Source organism: Plantibacter sp. Leaf1 (assembly GCF_001421315.1).
Lineage (GTDB): Bacteria > Actinomycetota > Actinomycetes > Actinomycetales > Microbacteriaceae > Plantibacter.
The window spans coordinates 2,451,626-2,472,380 of the sequence record NZ_LMJX01000002.1; the positions used below are offsets into that span (position 1 = coordinate 2,451,626).

A 20,755-nucleotide genomic window follows, 5' to 3' on the forward strand; every position below is an offset into this window, starting at 1 on the left:
TGCCCCTCCGCGCGGATGGATACGAGTGCTGTCCCGCTCAAGCTAGGGCGGTGGGTCCCGGCTAGCGTGGCCCGCCGAGAACCACCCTGCGGCTCAGGGCCGGAGTGGCGTGATGCCCTGGGCCTCCCTCGGGAAGGTCGCCAGGGTCGCCTCGTCGATGTTCAGGTGCGCGGCGACGAGCGACGGCGGGACGTGCGCCAACCAGTTCGCGAGCGACACCTCCTCGTACCGGTCGGTGCGGAACACCTCGAGGAACTGGAGGACGTCGTCGCCGGTGTTCTCGACGTAGTGCCCGAGGTTCCTCTTCACGACGCCGATGTCGCCCGGTCGGAAGTCGGTCGTGTTCGCGTGCGGGCCGGTGTTGAAGACGGTCATGCGGGCGGACCCACGCAGGTAGTACTGCCACTCATCGGCGTTCGGGTGCCAGTGCAGCTCACGCATCGAGCCTGGCTCGACGGTGACCAGCGCGGCGGCGACGGACTGCGACAGCGGGAAGTTGGTGCTGTCGGCGATCTGGATGCTGCCACCGCTGTTGCGGTGGAGGGGCTTCGACCGCGAGAGACGGAAGATGATCGGTTCGGAGGAGCCCCACTCGACGCCGGCGTCCTCCTGGTCCTTCGCGAGCGGGCCCGGCTCGTCACCGGGGAAGATCCACAGGTTGTGCAGCGGGATGTCCGAGAAGGTCTCCTGGGCGACCCCGAAGTTCTTGGCCAGGACGTCCGGGGGCGTGTGCGCGAACCAGTCCGTGAGGAGCAGGGTGTTCGACTCCGACTGCTCGCCGTCGTCGAAGGCGAGCACGAACTCGGCGCCGTCGGGCCCGAGGCCCTGCAGGGAATGCGGCGTGCCCGCGGGGAAGAACCAGAGGTCGCCCTCCTCCACGTCCTCCACACTCGGCAGCCCGGATCGGCTCAGCGTGGTCACCCGGCACTTCCCCCGGGTCATGACGGCCCACTCCGCCGTCTGGTGCCAGTGGAGCTCGCGGATGCCACCGGCCTTGAGGTACATGTTGACGCCGGCGATCTCGTCGGAGATCGCGAAGTCCTGCTTGGTCACCTCGCGCGCCCAGCCGCCGTCCTGGACCCGACGGGGCGAGATGTTGAAGGACGACCAGAAGAACGCCTGCGTGCTGATGTCGGTGCCGGGAGCGTCGATCTGGTTCGGGAACTGACTCGCGACGGCCGGGTTCTGCGGACCGGTCATCCGCGTGCTCTGCGGATGGAGGAGGGTGTTCTCCTCGCCCTCCGCCGGAAGGTCCGGGTTGCCCAACCGTGGGGCGTCGTGGTGGGGGACGGTGGCGTCCGTCGAATCCATGGTGATCCTCCTCAGGTTGCCGCGGCGCTGGGCCGATGCCCTCCAGCAGACCAGCAGCCGGCGGTGGTGGCTTCCTGCGGACGTCGGAACCTCGTCCGACACGGGTTCCGGACGGATCAGTCCGCGTCCGGTTGGGCCTCGTCCGACACCCGTGCGGCGAGGCGCGCGAGCAGCACTTCGGACTCCTCGTCGCAGGCCCGCCAGATCACCAGGCTCAGCCCGAAGTGCTCGGGGACCTGCAACTGCAGGTACCGCAGTTCGAGCGGACCCACCTCGGCGAGGGTGAAGGTGAAGGTCTCCGCGGCACCCGGTTCGGCCCCGGGATCGAGGTCGACCCAAGCCCGCGCGAAACCCCGGTTGCCGGCGCGGAGTTCATCGACGAGGCGCTCGAACACGTCGTCCCACTCATGCGTGCCGAGCGAGCTGCGCAGCGCGCCGACGACGTGGTCGGTGACGAGCTCGGGTTCGGGGCTCGCCCGGAGGACCTCCGGTCTGAGGAAGGTCGATCGCAGCAGGTTGGCCCCCGGACGGAACGCGACCGACAGCGACCGCGCAAGCCGGTTCGCATGGAGCACGGTGAAGTGCCGGTCGTGGAGGAACGCCGGAACCGCGGACCAGGCGTCGACGAGGTCCACCAGGTCCCGCGGGAGCTGTTCGGACGGTTCGGGCCCAACCATGCGACCACGATAGTGACGGTCCGCGGAACCCGGGTGGGACGCGCAGGGCCATGATCGCGAGTCGGCCTGGACCAGGCCGACATGTCCAGAAACAGCCCAGAACGGACCGGGAACGGATCCATCGGTCGACCCGGGATCGGCGATGATGGGCTTCGACTCCATACGCTCTCTCAGACGGACGTGGTGATGCCCTCAGCTCGGTTCTCGAATGCGCTCGGCGAGTTTCTGCGCGCTCGCCGAGAGGTCGTGCAGCCCGAACAGGTCGGGATCCGTGGCGGAGCCAGCCGTCGAGTGCCCGGGTTGCGCCGCGAGGAGGTCGCCCAGCTGGCCAGCATCAGTCCGGAGTACTATCTGCGGATCGAGCAGGGGCGCGTGCATCGGCCCTCCGAACAGGTGTTGCTGGGTCTCGCCAGGGCGTTGCTGCTCGACGACAACGGGCGGCGGTACCTGCTCCGCCTCGTCAGTCCGAGGCCGTTCATCCGAGCGGTCGACGAGCGCGCGTTCACGGTGGACGAACGGGTGGCCCGGTTGCTCACGCACTGGTCGGCGACGCCGGCGTACGTGAGCGACCGCAACCAGTACGTCCTCGCGGCGAACCCGCTCGCCCGGCTGTGGGTCCCCGCCGGCATGCTCGACCCGGGGGTCAACCTGCTCGTGTCCGCCTTCGAGCAGTACGCCGACTTCCGGGCGAGCACCCCGCCCGAAGCGCCGGAGTACGACCGCATCCACCGGGAGTGGGAGGGGACCCTGCGTGATCTCACCGCACCGCTGCGCTACTACGGGCGACCGGACGATCCGCGCCTGCAGGAGATCGTCGGCATGCTGTCGGCGAGGCATCCGGTGTTCCGGACCATCTGGGCCGAGCACCTCGTCAAACCGCAGACGTCCAAGCGGACGCGCACGTTCATCGAGCCGCTCGGCTGGGTCGACTTCCGGTCGCAGACCTTCGAGGTCCCGCAGACCGACCAGTTCCTCACGGTGTTCTTCGGTGAGCGCGGTTCAGCGGCTGCGGCGGCGATCGCCTACCTCGCCGCCGGTGAGGCTGCTCAGGGGGCGGACACCGGATCGCTCGGCGACACCGGGTCGTCGCCGAGGACGTCGGCGGAGAGTCGTCGCAACGCCGCGCGCGATGCCGGTCCGGACGGGACGAACACCATCAGGAGGTCGCCCTCCGGGCCGGGTGCGCTCAGCAGGTTGTAGACCATCTCGATGTCGCCGACCGCTGTCGGGAAGTGGATGGGCCCGGAGGTCTCCACCGGTTCCTCCGGGGCGGCCCAGGTGCGGGCGAAGTCGCGCGACATCGCCGAGAGCTCACCGATGATCCGTGCCGAGGCACGATCGGTGTCGTGCTCGTCGACGGAGCGCTTGAGGAGCACCGCCGTCGTCGCGGACATGCGGTTCCAGCCGGCATCCTCCGCCACGCGGTCGGGTGAGAGGAAGGCGAACCGGGCCAGGTTGACGCCGGCTTGGAACGCCGGTGACAGTCGTGACGCCGCAGGGTTGGCCTCGATGACGTCGAGCGTGCGGTCGCAGAGCACCACGGGCACCTCACGCCAGGAGGCGATGAAGTCCTTGACCCGGTCCCGGCGTGCTCGGACGCCCTCGTTCGCGATCATGGCTCAACGGTAGGCCTTGGTGCCACGGTCGGCCAGCCCCCGGAGGACACGGATCGATCGAGCGTCGACGTCCGTGCGTCGGGTCGATCGGTGGCGATCGGCGGTGGTCAGTCGCCTCGGACGGCGAGGTAGGCGAGCACGGCGGAACCCGGCGTCCCCGGTTCGGCGAAGATCGTCGTCAGCTGATGTCCCGGCCAGTCGGGGACGACGAGGTGCTGGTACTGCAGTTCGACGGTGCCGAGGTCGTCGATCGAGGCCCGGAGTGGGGCGCCGGCGAGCGGCCGGGCGTCGTGTCGGGCCCACAGGCGCGTGAACAGGGGACTGCGGCGGGTCAGCTCGTCGACGATCTCCTGCAGGCGTGGGCTGCTCGGATCGCTGCTGTAGCGGAGCGCTGCGACGACGTTCGGGGCGTACGCCTCCCACTCCGGGGTGACGGCCCGGATCCGGTCGTCGAAGTACCCGAGCACGTCGTTCTGGCCGACGTCGAGAAGGCCGCCGCCCACGCGCCGGGCAAGGGTGTTGGACGCGACGATGTCCCGGTTGCCGTCCGTGATGTAGGCACCCGTGTCGGACCAGTGGTCGAGGAGCGTCGTGTCGGGCACCGGCCGCTCGGCGGATGACGGCTGGTGGGATTCGGACGGCAGGTGATCGGCCGGGAAGAGGTCGACGTCGTAGGCGAGCCGGAAGAGGTAGTCCATGGCGTGCTCGTCCAGCTGGAGGGCGCGTCCGATGCCCGCGAGCACCGCTTCCGACGGGCGCTGGTCCCGTCCCTGCTCGAGGCGGAGGTAGTAGTCGGCACTGACGTCGGCGAGTGCCGCCACCTCGATGCGCCGGAGGCCGCTCACCCGTCGGCCGTCCTCCTGGGGGAGGCCCGCGTCCTCCGGCCGGACGAGTCCGCGTCGGGTGGTGAGGTATCGGCCGAGAGCCGCCGCCCGGGTGATCACGTCGTCCGCTCCTGCACGGGGTCCAGGCGGCGGGTCAGAGTCCGCGGGATACGGCGGCCGCCGCGGCGAGCCACGCGCGCTGGGTGTTCGAGCGGAGGGCGTCGTGGCGGATGACCCCGTTCTTCAAGGCGGGGTCGAACGGCACGACGACGACATCGCGGACGTATGGGCGGAAGTCCTCGGCGTAGGCGTTGGCGATGGAGGTATCCTTCGCCTCGGCTTCGGAGACGATGACGACGGCGTTGCGCGCGAGTTCCGCACCTCGTTCGCTCACCCGGCTGACGGCGGTGAGGGTGAGCCGCGCGCCCTCCTTCTTGTCCTCGACGGTCGTGGTGGGGATGACGAGCTGGTCGGTGAGGTCCACCATGCGCCGCCAGTTGGGGGCGCCGGCGGAGTTGCCCGAGTCCATCACGATCAACCGGTAGTACTTGGCGAGGACGCGGTGGACGAGGTCGACCTCGTCGGCGGTCACGACATGTTCGCCGTCGGCCGCGGAACGGAGGACCTCGTACTTGTCGCCGGGCTGGTGGTGCACGAAGCGGGACAGGTCGGCGCGCTCCGCCCCGGGGGAGAGGAGGTCGCCGGCCGCGGCGAGGAGGTCGAGCACGGTCGAGTCGTGTCCGCCGTGCTCGGTCCGCCAGCCGAGCGTGCCCATGGTCTCGTTGTTGTCCCACGCGGCGACACCGCCACCGCCGTAGCGGGCGAACACCGACGACAGGTTGACGACCGTGGGCGTCTTGTTCGCGCCGCCCTTCTGGTTGGCGACGGAGATGGTGCGGCGTCTCGGGAAGTGGCGCGACACGGCGTTGACGTCGTCACGTTCGGCCCGCTCGTTCGCGGACGGCGGCACGGAGAACCCGAGCTTGTTGAGCAGGCCGGCGAGTCCGTGCTGGGCCGGACCGATGGTCGGCGGTGCGAGGAACGAGGGTGCGTCACGCAGGTCCCGACGGGCGGTCGGCGCGGCTGGCTGCCCGGCTGCGGGCTGCTGCGGGGCGACGGGAGGCTGGAGCTGTGGCGACGGCTGCGCGGGGACCGGCTGGCGTTGCGTCGGCGTGGTCGGCGTGGCCTGCTGGGTGGGGACGGAGCGCTGAGCCGACATCGGCTGCGGCGGGCTCGGCTGTGGCGCGCTGGGCTGTGGCGCGCCCGGCTGGCTCCGGATCGGCTGGAACGGCGGACCGTCGAGCGTCGGTTGCTGCACGGCCGGCCGCTGGGGTGGGACGGGCTGCGCCGGCGCCGACTGCTCGGGGACGCGCGCGGGTGCGGGTGGCGGTGTCGTGGCGGGTCCGGCCTGCGCGGGCACCCCGGGTGGAGCCTGGATCAGCGTCACCCGACGACTCGGCATGGGCGGCGCGGGCGCGGCAGGTGTGCCGCCCCGGGCGGGTGCCACCGACTGCGGTTCCTCCTGCAGTTCGCCGTCGACCCCGACCAGCAGCACGGTGACGCTCGTGGGATCGGTCACCGTCACCCGGATCGGCCGACCGGAGGTCCTGGCCTCGGCCTGCATCAGTTCGACGAGCTGACGGCGGGCCGTTCCGGCGTCGGTGGCGGAGAGGTATCGCTCGGCGGTGCCCACGCGGAACACGCCGGAGTTGTCCGCCAGCAGCGAGGCCGTCATCGGCGGGAAGTCCTGTATGGAGGTCTTGTCGATCATGCTCAGCTCCTTCGCGGCGGGTGTGAACCCGTCACCACTATGCCTTAGTACAACGCATGTCGGATATTTGAGCGGAACCGCGACCCCGTCACCGAGTGCTGTGGGTGCGGTCCCCGAGGCCGACGTACATCGATCGGTGGAGCTCGGCGACGTGCTCGGAGGCGAGGCGGCTCGCGGCAGCCACGTCGCCGCGGCGGAGGGCGTCGACGAGCAGGGCGTGCTCCTCGTTCGACGCGCGGAGGTACTCGATCCGATAGGGGATGAAGTAGGAGTACAGCTCGCGGGACACCCGGTCGTGGAGCTCCGCCGCTCCCGGCACGCCTGCAGACGCGGCCAGCTCGGCATGGAAGGCCGCGTCCGCCTCGCGGAACCGGCTCCAGTCGGGCTCGGTCCGCATGGCCGCCACGAGTTCGTCGAGCCGACGTATCGACGCCACCTCCGGCTCGGCGGCAGCAAGCGCCGCCAGCCCGGCCTCGAGCGTCGCCCGCTGGTCGATGAGCGCATGCACGTGGACGGCGTCCTCGCGGTACGCGGCGATCTCGGGCACGGTGCCCACCGTCGGCGCATCCGCGATGAACGTGCCACCCGTGTTGCCCTGCCGCCGGACGACGACGCCCTCCTCGCTCAACGCCCGGTACGCGCGCCGCACCGACATCTCGCTGACACCGAACGCCCGAGCCGCCTCCTCGGGAGCCGGGAGCCGCTGACCGGGCACCAGCATCCCGAGTTCGAGCGCCAGCGAGATGCGCGCGCGGACGGTGTCCACGGCGGTCGTGCGCCGGATCGCTCCGAGCGAGGGTGAACCCAGATCCATGTCGCCCTCGTCTCGTGTGGTACCCGCCGGTGGCGGTGCGTCAGCTCGCGGTCGGCTGCTCGGCGCTCGCCGTCGTCGTCGCGCCGTCCGGCTCGGTGTCCAAGGGGAACCGCTTCCCCATCACGATACCGACCAGCATCGCGACCACGGGGATGAGGGCGAGGACGACGCTCACGGCGACGCTTCCGCCCGTGACGAGGGTGAAGTTCGAGAGGACGAGCCACAGCGCGAAGGCGAGACCCACCACCGCGAGGATCGGGAACACCCGTGCACCCCAGGCACGGCCGGCGACGAGTTCGGGTCGGCGCGCGAAGAAGACGAGGACGGCGATCGAGGTCGTCAGCATCAGCAGCACCATCCCGACGGTCGCCACCCCGGCCATGGAGCCGAAGACCCCGACGAGCGGGTCGAGGCCCGCGAGCGCGAGCGCGGCGAGGACGATGGCCGCCGTCACCGTCTGCACGATCGAAGAGGTCGAGGGTGAGTGGTGTGCCGGGTGGCGCCGGCCGAGACGGGCGGGCAGCACCGACTTCTGCGCGAGCGTGAACTGGTAGCGCGCGATGACGTTGTGGAAGGAGAGGACGCACGCGAACAGGCTGGTGATGAGCAGGACCTGGACGACGTCGCGCATGATCGGGCCGAGGTAGGTGGTCGTCGTGTCGAGCAGGAGGTTGCCTTCGCCGGCGAGCGTCTGCTGGGCGACGGCGACGGCGTTCCCTGCGCCGATGCCCGTCACGAGGGCCCAGCACGAGATCGCGTAGAAGACGCCGATGATGATCACCGCCAGGTAGGTGGCCCGTGGGATGGTGCGCTCAGGGGTCCGTGCCTCGTCCCGGAAGACGGCTGTGGCCTCGAAGCCGATGAAGCCGGTCAGTGCGAAGAGGACGGCCACGCCGATCCCGCCGGTGAAGATGTTCGACGGGTCGAAGGTCTCGACCGCGATGCCGTCCGCGCCACCCGTCGCGAAGATGACGACGTCGAGCACGACGACCACCAGGATCTCGAGGGTCAGGGCGATGCCGAGCACCTTCGCGCTCAGGTCGATGTGGCGGTAGCCGAGCACGGCGACGATCGCCATCGTCGCGAAGGAGTACAGCCACCAGGGCAGGCTCGGGCCGCCGAAGAAGGTGACGAGGTCGTCGAGTGCCCACCCCATGTAGCCGTAGACACCGACCTGGATCGCCGTATAGGCGACGAGTGCCGTGAACGCGGAGCCGAGGCCGAGTCGTGAGCCGAGTCCGGCCGTGACGTAGGAGAAGAACGCGCCGGCCTCGCGGACGAACGGCGTCATGGTCACGAAGCCGACGGAGAAGATGAGGAGGATGACGGCGGCGAGCGCGAAGCCGATCGGGGCCCCGGCGCCGTTGCCGGTGCCGATCGCGATGGGGACGTTGCCGCCGATGACGGTGAGGGGTGCGGCGGCGGCGATCACCATGAAGACGATGGAACCGGTGCCGAGTTGGCCGTCGAGGCGCTGGCGCGGCTCGGCGATGGGGTTGACGGTCATGAGGTCACTTTCCGGGGGAGTCGGGGGACTCGGGAGGGGGAGCGGACGGGGTCGTTCAGTACAGCTCGGCGCGGCGGTCGGCGAGGTAGGGGTTCTCCTGCCTGGCGCGCCTGGTGGCCTCCGGATCGATCGTGGCGATCATGAGGCCGGTGGAGTCCGCGTCGAGGGCGTCGAGGACGACGCCGTCCGGGCCGACGATGCTGCTGCGGCCGACGTAGGTGAGGTCGCCTTCGGACCCGACACGGTTGACGTAGACGAGGGGGGTCTGGTTCTCCCAGGCGCGCACCGGGATGAGGCGCTCGGCGATGTGCGCGTACGGCTCCATCTGTGCGGTCGGGACGATCACGACGTCGGCGCCGTCGAGGGCCGCTGCGCGGACGGTCTCGGGGAACTCGACGTCGTAACAGATGAGCACGGCGATGCGGACGCCGTTCAGCTCGACGATCGGCGGCAGGGTGTCGCCGGCGACGAAGAGGTGCCGGTCGAGGTCGCCGAACAGGTGCGTCTTCCGATACCGGAGCAGCTCCGTGCCGTCGGCGTCGATGAGGACGAGCGCGTTCGCGACGCCGCCGCTCGGGACGGGCTCGGGGAGGCCGGCGAGGATCGCGATGCCGACCTCCACGGCGATCGAGGCGACCCGGTCGACCAGCTCCGGCGTGGCGAGCGGGGCCAGCCGGTCGCCGAGGTTGTACCCGGTGACGAACATCTCGGGGGTGACGAGCAGGTCCGCGCCACGATCCGATGCGCGTCGGGCGGCGTCGGCGATGAGGGCGAGGTTCGCCTCGACGTCTCCGAGGACGCCGTGGTGCTGCAGTCCGGCGACGGTCAGGGTCATGGCGGTGGTACTCCTCGAGTGGGGCGGGCGGATGTGTCCAGTAAACAGCTCAAAGTGATCTGTTTGATGTCCATCGTGTTGCAATCCGGTTTCGCCCACAAGTGGCGGGCGACATACTGAGGGCGTGCTCACCCTCCCTGTCGACGTCCCGATCGTGCTCGGTGCGTTCGGCGGACTGTCCTCCATCGAGCTCACCGCGACCGTGAGCGACCTGGGTGGCCTCGGTTCCTTCGGGCTCTACGGCTACGACGCCGAGCGCATCGAGCGGACGGCCGCCGAACTCCGCCAGCGGACCGACGCGCCCTTCGCCCTGAACCTGTGGCTGCCAACGGGGGACGAGGTGGAGCCCGAGGGGTCCGACGACGCCTTCCAGGCCGCGGTCGCCGCCCTCCGGCCCGTGTTCGACGAGCTGTCGCTCGAGGAGCCGGTGCGTCCGACGCGATACACCCCGCCGTTCGACGAGCAGATCGACGCGGTCCTGGAGGCGCGACCCGCCGTGGTGAGCTTCGTCTTCGGCGTCCCGCCCCGTCCCGTGGTGGACGCCGCGCACGAGCGGGGGATCGCCGTGGTCGGGACGGCGACCACGGTCGCCGAAGGACTCGCCCTGCAGGAGGGCGGCGTCGATGTCGTCGTCGGCACCGGGATGGAGGCCGGCGGGCACCGTGTCTCGTTCCTGCGCCCGGCCGAGGATTCGCTCGTCGGCCTCGTCGCCCTGATCCCGCAGCTCGTCGACGCTCTGGACGTCCCGGTGATCGCGGCCGGTGGCATCGCCGACCGGCGCGGTGTCGCCGCCGCGCACGCGCTCGGTGCGTCCGGCGTCCAGGTCGGCACCGCCTTCCTCCGAACGGGTGTCTCCGCCGCGACCGACGAGCATTGTGCGGCCATCGTGTCGACACCGGCTGACGGCACGGTGCTGACGCGGGCGATGAGCGGTCGGCTCGGCCGGGGCATCCCCAACCGCGTGCTGCGCCAGATCGAGGCGTCGGGCGTCATCGGTCCGTTCCCGATCCAGAACTGGCTGACCGGCCGGTTCCGCACCGTCGCGTCCGAGCGTGGCCTCGCCGAGCTCCAGGGGTTCTGGTCAGGTCAGGCGGCGCTCCTGACGCGCGACCGGGCCGACGCCGCGGCGGTCTTCGCGGAACTCGCGGCGGGCTTGCCGGTCCCACCCAGGGGACCCTGACCCCGGTCGGCACCGCACGCAGGACCGCGTAAGCTGGAGGGGACTTCCTGCAAGAGATGAGACGTTCACCGTGCCCAGCATCCCGTTCGACGGCGCCAAGCACGATCGGTACTGGATGGTCCCGATCCTGCGCGCGGTGGTCGCGCTCGCCACGGCCGGGGTCGTCACCTTCACGCAGGGTCACTCCTCGCAGTTCGGGCTGATCGTCTTCGGCGTCTTCGCGCTGCTCTCCGGTGCGATCGTCGCGGTGTTCGCCTTCCCGAACTTCTCCGACACCGTCACCCGGGCGTTCTTCCTCGGCCAGGGCGTGATCGGCGTCGTCACGGGCGTGTTCGCGCTCATGGTCAGCGGCGGTGGCCTGAGCATCTTCCTCTACGTCGTCACCCTGTGGGCCGCGCTGACCGGGTTCCTCGAGTTGTACAGCGGCATCCGTTGGCGCGGACGCCTCGCTGCGGCGAAGGACTGGACGGCTGTCGGCGCCTTCACCGTGCTGCTGGCCCTCGCGACGCTCCTCGTCCCGCCTGGCCTCGAGCAGCGTTTCGCCGCCCCGGGAGGTGTCGAAGGTGTCCTCCGTGCGGACATCGTCGTCGTCGGCCTCGTCGGGGCTTACGCCGCCATCATCGGCGTCTACCTCGTCATCGGCGGGCTCTCGCTGCGGTGGGCGGGCAACCGCCCGGCTGTCGCCCCGGCCTCCGACGACACCAACGGCACGGTTGGAGCCGCATCATGAGCAAGCCCAACCGAGACGACGTCCTGCGTCCCATCGAACTCCTCGTGCTCTCGGGCGTGATGGGCGTCTTCACGGGCGTCGTCGTCCTGATGTCCACCCGCGAGATCGTCCTGTCGCTGATCGGTCTCGGCATCGCGTTCATCGCCTCGCTCGTGGTGCTGGCGATGCTGGCGCTGGCCGTGAAGCCCGACTTCCAGGAGAAGCTCGACCTCGACGAGCAGGACGGCGACGACAAGCGTCCGCCGCGGCCCTCCGGCCACTGACCCGCCGCCGGCCCAGCCCGTCTGGTCCCTGAGCTTGTCGAAGGGCGCGCCCGCTCCCTGAACCGACTCCGCTCCCTGATCCGGCCCTCCCGGTCCCCGCGACAGGCTCGGCGCCCGGTCTCCCGTCGCCGAGCCTGTCGGAGTGTCCTACGGCAGGTAGTCCACGAGGTCGTCGGACAGTCCGAGGTACGTCGCCGGGGTGAGCTCCAGCAGACGCTGCTTGGCGGCGTCCCCGATGTCGAGTCGGCCGACGAACTCGACGAGTTCCGCCTGGCCGAGCCGCTTCCCGCGGGTGAGTTCCTTGAGCAGCGCGTACGGGTCCTCGATGCTCGAGCGACCGGCGGTCACTTCGGCGCGGATGACCGTCTGGATAGCTTCGGCGAGCACCTCCCAGTTGTGGTCGAGGTCGTTCGCGAGCACGTCTTCCGCGAGGTCGATCTGGCCGAGCCCGCCGAGGATGTTGTCGAGGGCCAGCAGGGAGTGGCCGAACCCGACGCCGATGTTGCGCTGGGCGCTCGAGTCGGTGAGGTCGCGTTGCAGGCGGGAGGTGACGAGCGTCGCGGCGAGGGAGTCCAGGATCGCGCTCGACAGTTCGAGGTTCGCCTCGGCGTTCTCGAAGCGGATCGGGTTCACCTTGTGCGGCATGGTCGACGAGCCGGTGGCTCCGGCGACGGGGATCTGGCGGAAGTAGCCGATGGAGATGTAGGTCCAGATGTCCGTGGCGAGGTTGTGGAGCACGCGGTTCGCGTGGGAGATCTTGCCGTAGAGCTCCGCCTGCCAGTCGTGGGATTCGATCTGCGTCGTCAGCGGGTTCCAGTCGAGCCCGAGACCCTCGACGAACTCCCGGGAGATGGTGGGCCAGTCGGCTTCGGGGTCGGCGACCACGTGCGCGGCGAAGGTGCCGGTGGCGCCGGAGAACTTGCCGAGGTACTCGTTCGCCTCGATCTGCCGGGCGATGCGTTCGAGCCGGTAGACGGTGACGGCGAGTTCGCGGCCCATCGTCGTCGGGGTCGCGGGCTGGCCGTGCGTGCGGGCGAGCATGGGGACGGCGCGGAAGTCGACGGCCTTGGTGCGGAGGGCGTCGAGCACGAGCCGGAGCTTCGGCAGCCAGATGGACTGGACGGCCTGTGACACGGTGAGCGCGTAGGAGAGGTTGTTGATGTCCTCGCTCGTGCAGGCGATGTGGGTGAGTTCGGCGATGCGGTCGAGCCCCAGTTCGGACAGGCGGTGGCGCACGAGGTACTCGACGGCCTTCACGTCGTGGCGCGTGACGGCTTCCTTCTCGGCCAGCCAGTCGATGTCGGCCTGCCCGAAGTCGAGGTAGAGGGCGCGGAGGCGATCGACCTCGACCGGCGAGAGCGGGGAGGACCCGAACATCGAGTGCTCGGTGAGGTAGATGAGCCACTCCACCTCGACCTGCACGCGAGCGCGGTTGAGGCCGGCCTCCGAGAGGTATTCGCCGAGCGCCGTGACGGCGGGGCGGTAGCGGCCGTCGAGCGGGCTGAGGGGCTGGGCGGGGAATTCGGTCATGGGGTGGCTCCCTGGGTCAGTGCTGGTTCGAGCTGGTGGAAGAGGGATCGGCAGGCGTGGTCGATCATGCCGAGGACGGTTTCGAACATCTGCTCGTCCGAGTAGTAGGGGTCGGGGACGTCGCGCGTTCCGGCGGTGTTGTCGAAGCTCAGCAGCAGATGCACCTTGGAGCGGTCGGCGTCGTCGCTCGCCCAGGCGCGGAGGATGCGTTCGTGGCTGCGATCGAGGGCGACGACGAGGTCGTAGCTGTGGAAGCGGTCGGGATCGAACTGCTTGGCGCGGTGCGCGGTGGCGTCGTGGCCGTGGGCCCGGAGGGCGGCGACGGTCCGGTGGTCGGCGTGCTCGCCGACGTGCCAGTCACCGGTGCCCGCGGAGGAGACCTCGACGAGCTGTTCCAGACCGGCGGCCGCGACGAGGTCGGTGAACACGCTCTCCGCCATCGGGGATCGACAGATGTTGCCCGCGCAGACGAAGCACACGCGGAACGGGGTGGTGCCGGGGTCGGCCTCCCCGAGGGTGTTCATGCGTCTATTCTGGCCGACCGCGCCCGGGCCGTCGAACTGTTCCCGTCAGACTCCTCCACACCTCGCCGCCGGCACGGCCGCTCCACAACGCGAGGTCGCGCCGGCATGGCCGCTCGATCGGTTCGGCAGAGTCGACGACAGCGCCGGCAGCCGTCCGGGCGGAGAGGAGGTCCCCGATGGGAGACGTCGCGGAGACCATGTGCAGTGTCGATCGCGGGGCGGAGGACGCGACCGCGGTCCTTGAAGGGCGAGCTCGATGTCTCGAGGACGTGCTGTTCGGATTGAACACGGAGCTCTTCCGGTTCGTGCAGGCGCGCGCTGGTCAGGAGTGGGTCGGATCGGCGGCAACGCAGTTCTCCTGGTCGGCGGACGAACTCACGAGCGTGCTCCGCGAGGCGGCCTCGGCACTCGATGAGGGGCTGAGAAGTGCCCGTGGGGCGGCGTCGTCCATGATCGACGGGGGTGGGGCATGAGCGACGACATCACCATCCGCGGCGGCGGCGTCGTGGCGGTGGACACGGAGGAGCACCTCCTCTTCGCCGCCCTGCTCCTGGAACTCGGTGATGCGTGCGCGAGCTGGGCGGACCGCGCCGAGTCCGTGTCGACCGATGACTTCTCCCGCGTGCCTCTCGGTCCATCCGTCGTCCCCCAAGCCGACGCCAGGGCGGGGAGTGAGGCGGCGGCGCGGGCGGCCGCCCACCTCCGCCATGCGGGTGAGGATGCGACGCGGTTGGGAGGGAACCTGATCCTCACAGCGGAGAACTACGGACAGATCGAGCGGCAGGTCCAAGCGCTGTTCACCTTCGCCGGGGGCGTCGCCGGGTGGGCCATGGGCGCCTCGCCGCTGATCCCGCTCGCGATCCTGGCCGCCGTCGGGGAGGTCGCGCTCATCAGGACAGCGTTCCGTGCGATCGTCGGGCTCTTCTCGTCGGAGGCCGTGGAGGACATCGACGAGGCCTCGGCTCGGTCGATGCGCGAGCTGGTCTCTTCACCCGCGTTCGTCGCCCTCGTGCGCGGCGTGGTCTCGGGATCCGACGAGTTCCTCATCGGGTTGTTCGGCCTCCCGGTCATGCTCGACGCCAATCGCCTGCGCGAGCAGGGGATCACCGGTGTCGCGTTCGCCGCATCGGTTGTGGCCAGCGTTGCCCAGTACGCCGGTGTGTTCACACCTACCCCGGTCCAGGCGGTCGAGGTGAAGACCAAGGGGGCGGAGCAGCGACCCGCCCCTCCGGCCACCTACGAGGAACTGGTCGAGCGCATCCCCCACGGCGGTGCCGATTCTCCGCAGATCCGCATCGAGCGCTACCAGGACGCTTCAGGAGCCGACCAATGGATCGTCTGGACGGGCGGGACGATCGAGGCCGGCTTCCCCGAGTCGTCGACGGAGCCCTGGGACAATCGCAGCAATGTGACCGCCGTCGCCCACACGGATGCCGAGAGCCTGGAGGCGACGCTGCAGGCCATGCGGCTCGCAGGTATCCCCGAGGGCGCCTCCGTGCTCCACGTCGGCTACTCCCAAGGGGGCATCGTGGCGTCCGGCATCGCCGCCAGCGGCCTCTTCGACTCCACCCTCGTCACGTTCGGGTCACCCGTCGAATCGTTCGAGTTCGATGACGACCTCGCACGCACCCACGTCGAACACACCGAGGACGTCATCCCGGCGGTCTCCGGTGAACGGCGCGACTCGCTCAACGGAGGTACCGTCGTCCAGCGGTCCTTGTACGACGGCGGCACGCCGCCTCCCGGCGACGACCCGCTCCCTGCGCACAACCTCGATCGCTACCGCGAGACGGCACGCCTCATCGATCAGTCCTCGGAGGAACGGCTCGCGCCGGCGATCGATCCGCTCTCCGGGCTCACGGCCACCGGTGAGGTCCACCAGTACCGGGCGGACAAGGTCCTGCCGTGACCGGGGCGTCAGCGTCCGTCAGTCGCGCTTCTTCGGGCGGATGATGATGCCGAGCAGCCAGTTCACGATGGAGATGACGATCGCGCCGAGGACACCCCACCAGAACCCGTCGACGCTCAGGCCGAATCCGAACCAGCCGCTGATGCCCGCGGTGATGAGCAGGAGGAGGCCGTTGATGAGCAGGCCGATCAACCCGAGCGTCAGGATGTACAGCGGGAAGGCGAGCACCTTGATGACCGAGCCGATGATCGTATTGACGATCGCGAAGATCAGCGCGACCAGCGCATAGGTGAGGACGATCTCGAGCGTGCCGCCCGGCGCGTAGGGGGTCATGTGCACGCCCGAGACCAGCAGGGTCGTGACCCAGATGGCGAAAGCGTTGGCGAGCAGGTTCAGCAGAAAACGTCCCATGGGGGCCATCCTCCCACTCCCGTAGCACCCACGACAGGGCCGGTCTGGGCAAGCGCACTGCATTCCGCCGCGGGTATCCGTCGCGCCCTAGACTCGTCGGGTGAGTGAGAACCCGCCTACCACCGCCCAGCCGGCCGCTCAGCCGGGCCGGAGCCCGGTCCGTCTCCGCCCCGAGATCGCCGATCTGCCGCCCTACCGCCAGGGCAAGCCCGCAGCACCCGACGCGTTCAAGCTCTCCAGTAACGAGGTCCCGTTCCCGCCGCTCGACGCCGTCCTCACGGCGATCACCGACACCGCGGCACACGCCCACCGCTACCCCGACGGTGCGGCCCTGGCGCTGCGCACGGCGCTCGCCGAAGCCAACGGCGTGACGCCCGAACGCATCCACATCGGTGCCGGTTCGGTCGCGCTGCTCAGCCAGTTCATCACCGCCACCGCGGGTCCGGGTGACGAGGTCGTCTTCGCCTGGCGGTCCTTCGAGGCCTACCCGGGTCTCGTCACCGTCGCCGGCGCCACCTCCGTCCCCGTCCCGAACCGGGCCGACGGCTCCCACGACCTCGACGCGATCGCCGCCGCCGTCACCGACCGCACCCGGGTCGTCATCGTCTGCACACCGAACAACCCGACGGGCACCGTCGTCGGACGCGAAGCCTTCGAGACGTTCCTTCGCGCGATCCCCTCCGACGTCCTCGTCCTCCTCGACGAGGCCTACCGCGAGTTCGTCACCGACGACGACGCCGTCAACGGGATCCCGCTCCTCGACGCCCACCCGAACCTCGTCGTGCTCCGCACCTTCTCCAAGGCCTACGGACTCGCCGGCCTGCGCGTCGGCTGGGCGATCGGTCACGAGCTCGTGCTCGACGGCGCCCGCAACGCAGCCATCCCGCTCTCGAGCACGGCCCCCGCACAGCAGGCGGCCATCGCCGGACTCGCGAACGCCGACGACATCCGTGCGCGCGTCGCCGTCATCACCGAACGACGCGACGCGCTCGCCGAGGCGTTGCGCGAGCAGGGCTGGTTCATCCCCGAGGCCCAGGGCAACTTCGTCTGGTTCGGCCTCGGCGCGCACGCTGCGGCGGCGAACGAGGTCTTCCTCGCCCACGGCATCGTGGGACGCGCCTTCCCCGGCGACGGCGTCCGCATCTCCATCGGCGAGGCGGAGTCGATCGAGCCGCTCCTCGCCGCGACCGCCGAGATCCTCGCCGCACTGCCGGCCGACCACCCGACACGAGAGGGAGTGCGCTCACGATGAGCCGTTCCGGAGACGACCCCACCGTGCCCAGCGTCCAGTTCATCGACGCCGCCGGCACCTTCGCGCCGAACGAGCACGCGGAGCGATACCAACCGTTCGTCGATCGCCTCACCGAGACCGATCTGCAGCAGTTCTACCGCGACATGGCGAACGTCCGCGCCTTCGACATCGAGGCGACGAACCTGCAGCGCCAGGGACAGATGGCGTTGTGGCCGCCGTCCCACGGCCAGGAGGCCGCGCAGGTCGGTTCCGCCCGGGCGGCGCGCGCGCAGGACCACATCTTCCCCTCCTATCGGGAGCACGTCGTCGCCATGATCCGCGGCGTCGACCCCATCGACATCGTGCGACTCATGCGCGGCAACACCCACGGTGGTTGGGACCCGGCAGACCCGTCGAACGGCAACATGCACCTGTACACCCTGGTGCTCGCCGCGCAGACGCTGCACGCCACCGGCTACGCCATGGGCATGACCTTCGACAAGGTCGTCGGTACCGGCGACCCCGAGCGGGACGCCGCGGTCCTCGTCTACTTCGGCGACGGCTCGAGCTCGGAGGGCGATGCGAACGAGGCGTACATCTACGCCGCCAGCTACCAGACCCCGCAGGTGTTCTTCCTGCAGAACAACCAGTGGGCGATCTCCGTCCCCGTCTCGCGTCAGGCGCGCGAACCGTTGTACCAGCGCGCGGCGGGCTTCGGCCTGGACAGCGTCCGCATCGACGGCAACGACGTCCTGGCGAGCTATGCCGCGGCGGCGAAGCACCTCGACGACGCCCGCGCCGGCCGTGGTCCGAGCCTCATCGAGGCGATGACCTACCGCATCGGCGCGCATACGACGAGCGACGACCCGACCAAGTACCGGACGGACGACGAGCTGCAGTCGTGGATCGCCCGCGACCCGATCATCCGGTTCAAGACGTACCTGCGAGGGCTCGGCGCGTCCGACGCGTTCTTCGCCGAGGTCGATGAGGAGGCCGCTGCCCTCGCCGAGGACACCCGCGTCAGGACCCTCGCCCTCGAAGCACCGGGCCGCGGGCTCATCTTCGACGGCGTCTACTCCGAACCGCACCCGCTGATGGCCGAGCAGCAGGCTTGGCTCGAACGCTACGAGGCCTCGCTCGAAGGGGGCAACGCATGACGATCACCACCATGCCGATGGCGAAGGCGCTGAACGCCGGTCTCCGCAAGGCGATGACCGAGAACGACAAGGTCCTGCTCATGGGCGAGGACATCGGCCCGCTCGGCGGTGTCTTCCGCGTCACGGAGGGGCTGCACGCCGAGTTCGGCGGCGACCGCGTCCTCGACACCCCGCTCGCGGAGTCCGGCATCGTCGGGACGGCGATCGGTCTCGCGATGCGCGGCTACCGGCCCGTGTGCGAGATCCAGTTCGACGGATTCGTGTTCCCTGCCTTCAACCAGATCACGACGCAGCTCGCCAAGCTGACCAATCGTCACGAGGGCAAGCTGCAGATGCCCGTCGTCATCCGGATCCCGTACGGCGGGCACATCGGTGCGGTGGAACACCACCAGGAGAGCCCGGAAGCCTACTTCGCCCACACGGCCGGCCTCCGGGTCGTGAGCCCGTCGACGCCGAACGACGCGTACTGGATGATCCAGGAGGCGATCGCGTCGAACGACCCCGTCGTCTTCCTCGAGCCGAAGAGCCGCTACTGGCCGAAGGGCGAGGTCGACCTCGACGGCTCGGCCGCCCCGCTCCACGGCAGCCGCGTCGTCCGCACCGGCACGGAGGTCACGCTGGCCGGCCACGGTGCCATCGTGAGTGTCATGCTCCAGGCCGCCGAACTCGCCGCAGCCGAGGGGACGAGCGTCGAGGTCGTCGACATGCGATCGCTGTCACCCGTCGACTACGACCCGCTCGTCGAGTCCGTCCGTCGCACCGGCCGGCTGGTCTACGTGCAGGAGGCGCCCGGTTTCACGAGCGTCGGCTCGGAGATCGCGGCCACGGTCACCGAGCGTGCGTTCTATTCGCTCGAGGCACCCGTCCTGCGGGTGTCCGGGTTCGACACCCCGTTCCCGCCGGCGAAGCTCGAAGGCGTCTACCTCCCGGATGCCGACCGCATCCTCGAGGCGGTCGACCGCTCGTTGGCCTACTGAACATCGAAGGAAGACGAGGAACCACGATGAGTGATCTCCAGTTCGAACTGCCGGACGTCGGCGAGGGCCTGACCGAGGCCGAGATCGTCGCTTGGAAGGTCGCGCCCGGCGACACCGTGTCGGTGAACCAGGTGCTGGTCGAGATCGAGACCGCGAAGTCGCTCGTCGAACTCCCGTCCCCGTTCGCCGGCACCGTCGGCGCGCTGCTGGTCGACGAGGGACAGACCGTCGACGTCGGGACGCCGATCATCAGCGTGACCTCGGGTGAAGCCGCGGCACCGTCCGAGTCGACCGCCCCCGCCCCCGCCGGAGCGACCGAGTCGGAGGCCGCCACCCTGGCCGCGGACACCGCCGCGAGCGTGTCACCGGCCGAAGAACCGCGCCCCGGCGCCGTGCTCGTCGGGTACGGCAGCGCCGGCGCGACGTCCAGTCGTCGTCGTGGACGCGGCGCGACCCCGGTGATCGAGCCGGCGAGCCCTGCCGTCACCCCGACGCCGCCCGTGCGCCGTCAGCCTCCGACGAGCATCCCGGCCGCTTCGGCACTGCCGGTCATCGCGAAGCCGCCGATCCGGAAGCTGGCGAAGGACCTCGAGGTCGACCTCACGACGATCGAGGGCACGGGACTCGCGGGCGAGATCACCCGCGACGACGTCATCCGCGAGGCCAGCCAGGCGAGCGTCTTCCGCAACATCGAGACGCCGGAGTGGGCGGACGAGCGGGAGGAGCGGATCCCGGTCAAGGGCGTCCGCAAGGCGATCGCGACCGCCATGACGCGGAGCGCGTTCACCGCGCCGCACGTCTCCCTCTTCGTCGACGTCGATGCGACCCGCACGATGGAGTTCGTCAAGCGCCTCAAGAACTCGACGGACTTCGCGGGTGTCAAGGTCTCGCCGCTCCTCATCATGGCGAAGGCGATGATCTGGGCGGTGCGGCGCAACCCGACCGTCAACAGCGAGTGGACGGACCAGGAGATCATCGTCCGCCACTACGTCAACCTCGGCGTGGCCGCCGCGACCCCTCGCGGGCTCATCGTGCCGAACGTCAAGGAGGCGCAGGCGATGAGCCTGCTCGAGCTCGCACGGGCCCTCGAGACCCTGACGCTCACCGCTCGCGACGGGAAGACGCCACCGGCCGATCAGCAGAACGGCACGATCACGGTGACCAACATCGGCGTCTTCGGCATGGACACGGGAACCCCGATCCTCAACCCGGGCGAGGTGGGCATCGTGGCACTCGGCACGATCAAACAGAAGCCGTGGGTCGTCGACGGTGAGGTGCGCAGTCGCTTCGTCACGACGCTCGGTGCGTCCTTCGACCACCGGGTCGTCGACGGCGATGTGGCGAGCCGCTTCCTGGCCGATGTGGCCTCGATCATCGAGGAGCCGGCGCTGCTGCTCGACTGAGTCCTCGGGACTCGGACCACCCGGTCCCTGAGACTCCGATGGGCGATTTTGAGAATCAGTATCAATAGGCGTAGCGTTGGGGCTC

20 protein-coding genes and 1 pseudogene are annotated in these 20,755 nt (G+C 70.0%); 10 read left to right on the forward strand and 11 right to left on the reverse strand.

The genetic code is table 11. The features are described 5' to 3' along the window. Positions 1-93: 93 nt before the first annotated feature. Together ASE44_RS13805 and ASE44_RS13810 are read right to left on the reverse strand one after the other, a co-directional pair. Entirely contained in the window at positions 94-1,311 is a 1,218-nt protein-coding gene (locus tag ASE44_RS13805) for a cupin domain-containing protein (protein ID WP_056780710.1), read from the reverse strand. Between the two features lie 116 nt (positions 1,312-1,427). Continuing rightward, a complete protein-coding gene (locus ASE44_RS13810; protein ID WP_056780714.1) occupies positions 1,428-1,988 on the reverse strand; it encodes a hypothetical protein in 561 nt (186 codons plus the stop codon). Positions 1,989-2,174: 186 nt separating this feature from the next. On the opposite strand from ASE44_RS13810, the pseudogene ASE44_RS13815 reads away from it, so the two are divergent. Next, a pseudogene (locus ASE44_RS13815) lies at positions 2,175-2,996 on the forward strand (helix-turn-helix transcriptional regulator); the annotation flags it as partial. A gap of 38 nt (positions 2,997-3,034) precedes the next feature. Here ASE44_RS13815 and ASE44_RS18995 read toward each other — a convergent pair. From ASE44_RS18995 to ASE44_RS13845, 6 genes are all read right to left on the reverse strand, one after another. Then, complete coding sequence (locus ASE44_RS18995; RefSeq protein ID WP_162235757.1) at positions 3,035-3,604, reverse strand: hypothetical protein; 570 nt, start codon at positions 3,602-3,604, stop codon at positions 3,035-3,037. Between the two features lie 107 nt (positions 3,605-3,711). Next, positions 3,712-4,548, reverse strand: a complete 837-nt coding sequence (locus ASE44_RS13825; RefSeq protein WP_056780725.1) for a helix-turn-helix transcriptional regulator — start codon at positions 4,546-4,548, stop codon at positions 3,712-3,714. 34 nt (positions 4,549-4,582) lie between these two features. Further along, on the reverse strand, positions 4,583-6,199 hold the full coding sequence (locus ASE44_RS13830; RefSeq protein ID WP_056780727.1) for a hypothetical protein: 1,617 nt from the start codon (positions 6,197-6,199) through the stop codon (positions 4,583-4,585). A gap of 88 nt (positions 6,200-6,287) precedes the next feature. Next, positions 6,288-7,013 (reverse strand): FadR/GntR family transcriptional regulator, encoded by a 726-nt coding sequence (locus tag ASE44_RS13835; RefSeq protein ID WP_056780730.1) that lies wholly within the window; start codon positions 7,011-7,013, stop codon positions 6,288-6,290. Positions 7,014-7,053: 40 nt separating this feature from the next. Then, positions 7,054-8,520 carry an APC family permease gene (locus ASE44_RS13840; protein ID WP_056780735.1) on the reverse strand — a complete coding sequence of 489 codons (1,467 nt, stop codon included), beginning with the start codon at positions 8,518-8,520 and terminating at the stop codon, positions 7,054-7,056. A 55-nt stretch (positions 8,521-8,575) separates the two neighbouring features. Then, positions 8,576-9,355 (reverse strand): carbon-nitrogen hydrolase family protein, encoded by a 780-nt coding sequence (locus ASE44_RS13845; RefSeq protein WP_157579965.1) that lies wholly within the window; start codon positions 9,353-9,355, stop codon positions 8,576-8,578. Positions 9,356-9,479: 124 nt separating this feature from the next. On the opposite strand from ASE44_RS13845, the gene ASE44_RS13850 reads away from it, so the two are divergent. The 3 genes from ASE44_RS13850 to ASE44_RS13860 all read left to right on the forward strand — a co-directional run bounded on the left by ASE44_RS13850 (position 9,480) and on the right by ASE44_RS13860 (position 11,528). Beyond that, positions 9,480-10,535, forward strand: coding sequence for a nitronate monooxygenase family protein (locus ASE44_RS13850; protein ID WP_056780736.1), 1,056 nt, complete (start codon positions 9,480-9,482; stop codon positions 10,533-10,535). 70 nt (positions 10,536-10,605) lie between these two features. After that, positions 10,606-11,265: a hypothetical protein gene (locus tag ASE44_RS13855; protein ID WP_056010477.1), complete on the forward strand. Its 660-nt coding sequence runs from the start codon at positions 10,606-10,608 to the stop codon at positions 11,263-11,265. Further along, positions 11,262-11,528, forward strand: a complete 267-nt coding sequence (locus ASE44_RS13860; protein WP_056010480.1) for a hypothetical protein — start codon at positions 11,262-11,264, stop codon at positions 11,526-11,528. Before ASE44_RS13855 ends, ASE44_RS13860 begins: the two co-directional genes overlap by 4 nt. A 147-nt stretch (positions 11,529-11,675) precedes the next feature. Here the strand turns inward: ASE44_RS13860 and purB are convergent, their stop codons facing one another. Both purB and ASE44_RS13870 read right to left on the reverse strand, forming a co-directional pair. After that, entirely contained in the window at positions 11,676-13,058 is a 1,383-nt protein-coding gene (gene purB / locus ASE44_RS13865; RefSeq protein WP_056780740.1) for an adenylosuccinate lyase, read from the reverse strand. After that, the gene (locus ASE44_RS13870) at positions 13,055-13,582 is read right to left on the reverse strand and encodes a low molecular weight protein-tyrosine-phosphatase (protein WP_056010486.1); all 528 of its coding nucleotides are present in this window, start codon (positions 13,580-13,582) and stop codon (positions 13,055-13,057) included. Before ASE44_RS13870 ends, purB begins: the two co-directional genes overlap by 4 nt. A gap of 176 nt (positions 13,583-13,758) precedes the next feature. On the opposite strand from ASE44_RS13870, the gene ASE44_RS13875 reads away from it, so the two are divergent. Together ASE44_RS13875 and ASE44_RS13880 are read left to right on the forward strand one after the other, a co-directional pair. Beyond that, positions 13,759-14,055: a hypothetical protein gene (locus ASE44_RS13875; RefSeq protein WP_056780742.1), complete on the forward strand. Its 297-nt coding sequence runs from the start codon at positions 13,759-13,761 to the stop codon at positions 14,053-14,055. Further along, the gene (locus ASE44_RS13880; RefSeq protein WP_056780745.1) at positions 14,052-15,491 is read left to right on the forward strand and encodes a hypothetical protein; all 1,440 of its coding nucleotides are present in this window, start codon (positions 14,052-14,054) and stop codon (positions 15,489-15,491) included. Before ASE44_RS13875 ends, ASE44_RS13880 begins: the two co-directional genes overlap by 4 nt. A gap of 18 nt (positions 15,492-15,509) precedes the next feature. Here the strand turns inward: ASE44_RS13880 and ASE44_RS13885 are convergent, their stop codons facing one another. Beyond that, positions 15,510-15,902 (reverse strand): phage holin family protein, encoded by a 393-nt coding sequence (locus tag ASE44_RS13885; RefSeq protein WP_056010494.1) that lies wholly within the window; start codon positions 15,900-15,902, stop codon positions 15,510-15,512. A 100-nt stretch (positions 15,903-16,002) separates the two neighbouring features. On the opposite strand from ASE44_RS13885, the gene ASE44_RS13890 reads away from it, so the two are divergent. The 4 genes from ASE44_RS13890 to ASE44_RS13905 are packed head-to-tail and all read left to right on the forward strand — an operon-like array spanning position 16,003 to position 20,670. Continuing rightward, positions 16,003-17,154 carry a histidinol-phosphate transaminase gene (locus ASE44_RS13890; protein WP_082456022.1) on the forward strand — a complete coding sequence of 384 codons (1,152 nt, stop codon included), beginning with the start codon at positions 16,003-16,005 and terminating at the stop codon, positions 17,152-17,154. Beyond that, complete coding sequence (locus tag ASE44_RS13895) at positions 17,151-18,290, forward strand: thiamine pyrophosphate-dependent enzyme (protein ID WP_056780748.1); 1,140 nt, start codon at positions 17,151-17,153, stop codon at positions 18,288-18,290. Before ASE44_RS13890 ends, ASE44_RS13895 begins: the two co-directional genes overlap by 4 nt. Further along, positions 18,287-19,267 (forward strand): alpha-ketoacid dehydrogenase subunit beta, encoded by a 981-nt coding sequence (locus ASE44_RS13900; RefSeq protein ID WP_056780751.1) that lies wholly within the window; start codon positions 18,287-18,289, stop codon positions 19,265-19,267. The genes ASE44_RS13895 and ASE44_RS13900 overlap by 4 nt, the downstream gene beginning before the upstream one ends. Positions 19,268-19,293: 26 nt before the next feature. Further along, positions 19,294-20,670, forward strand: a complete 1,377-nt coding sequence (locus tag ASE44_RS13905) for a dihydrolipoamide acetyltransferase family protein (RefSeq protein WP_056780755.1) — start codon at positions 19,294-19,296, stop codon at positions 20,668-20,670. Positions 20,671-20,755 lie beyond the last annotated feature (85 nt).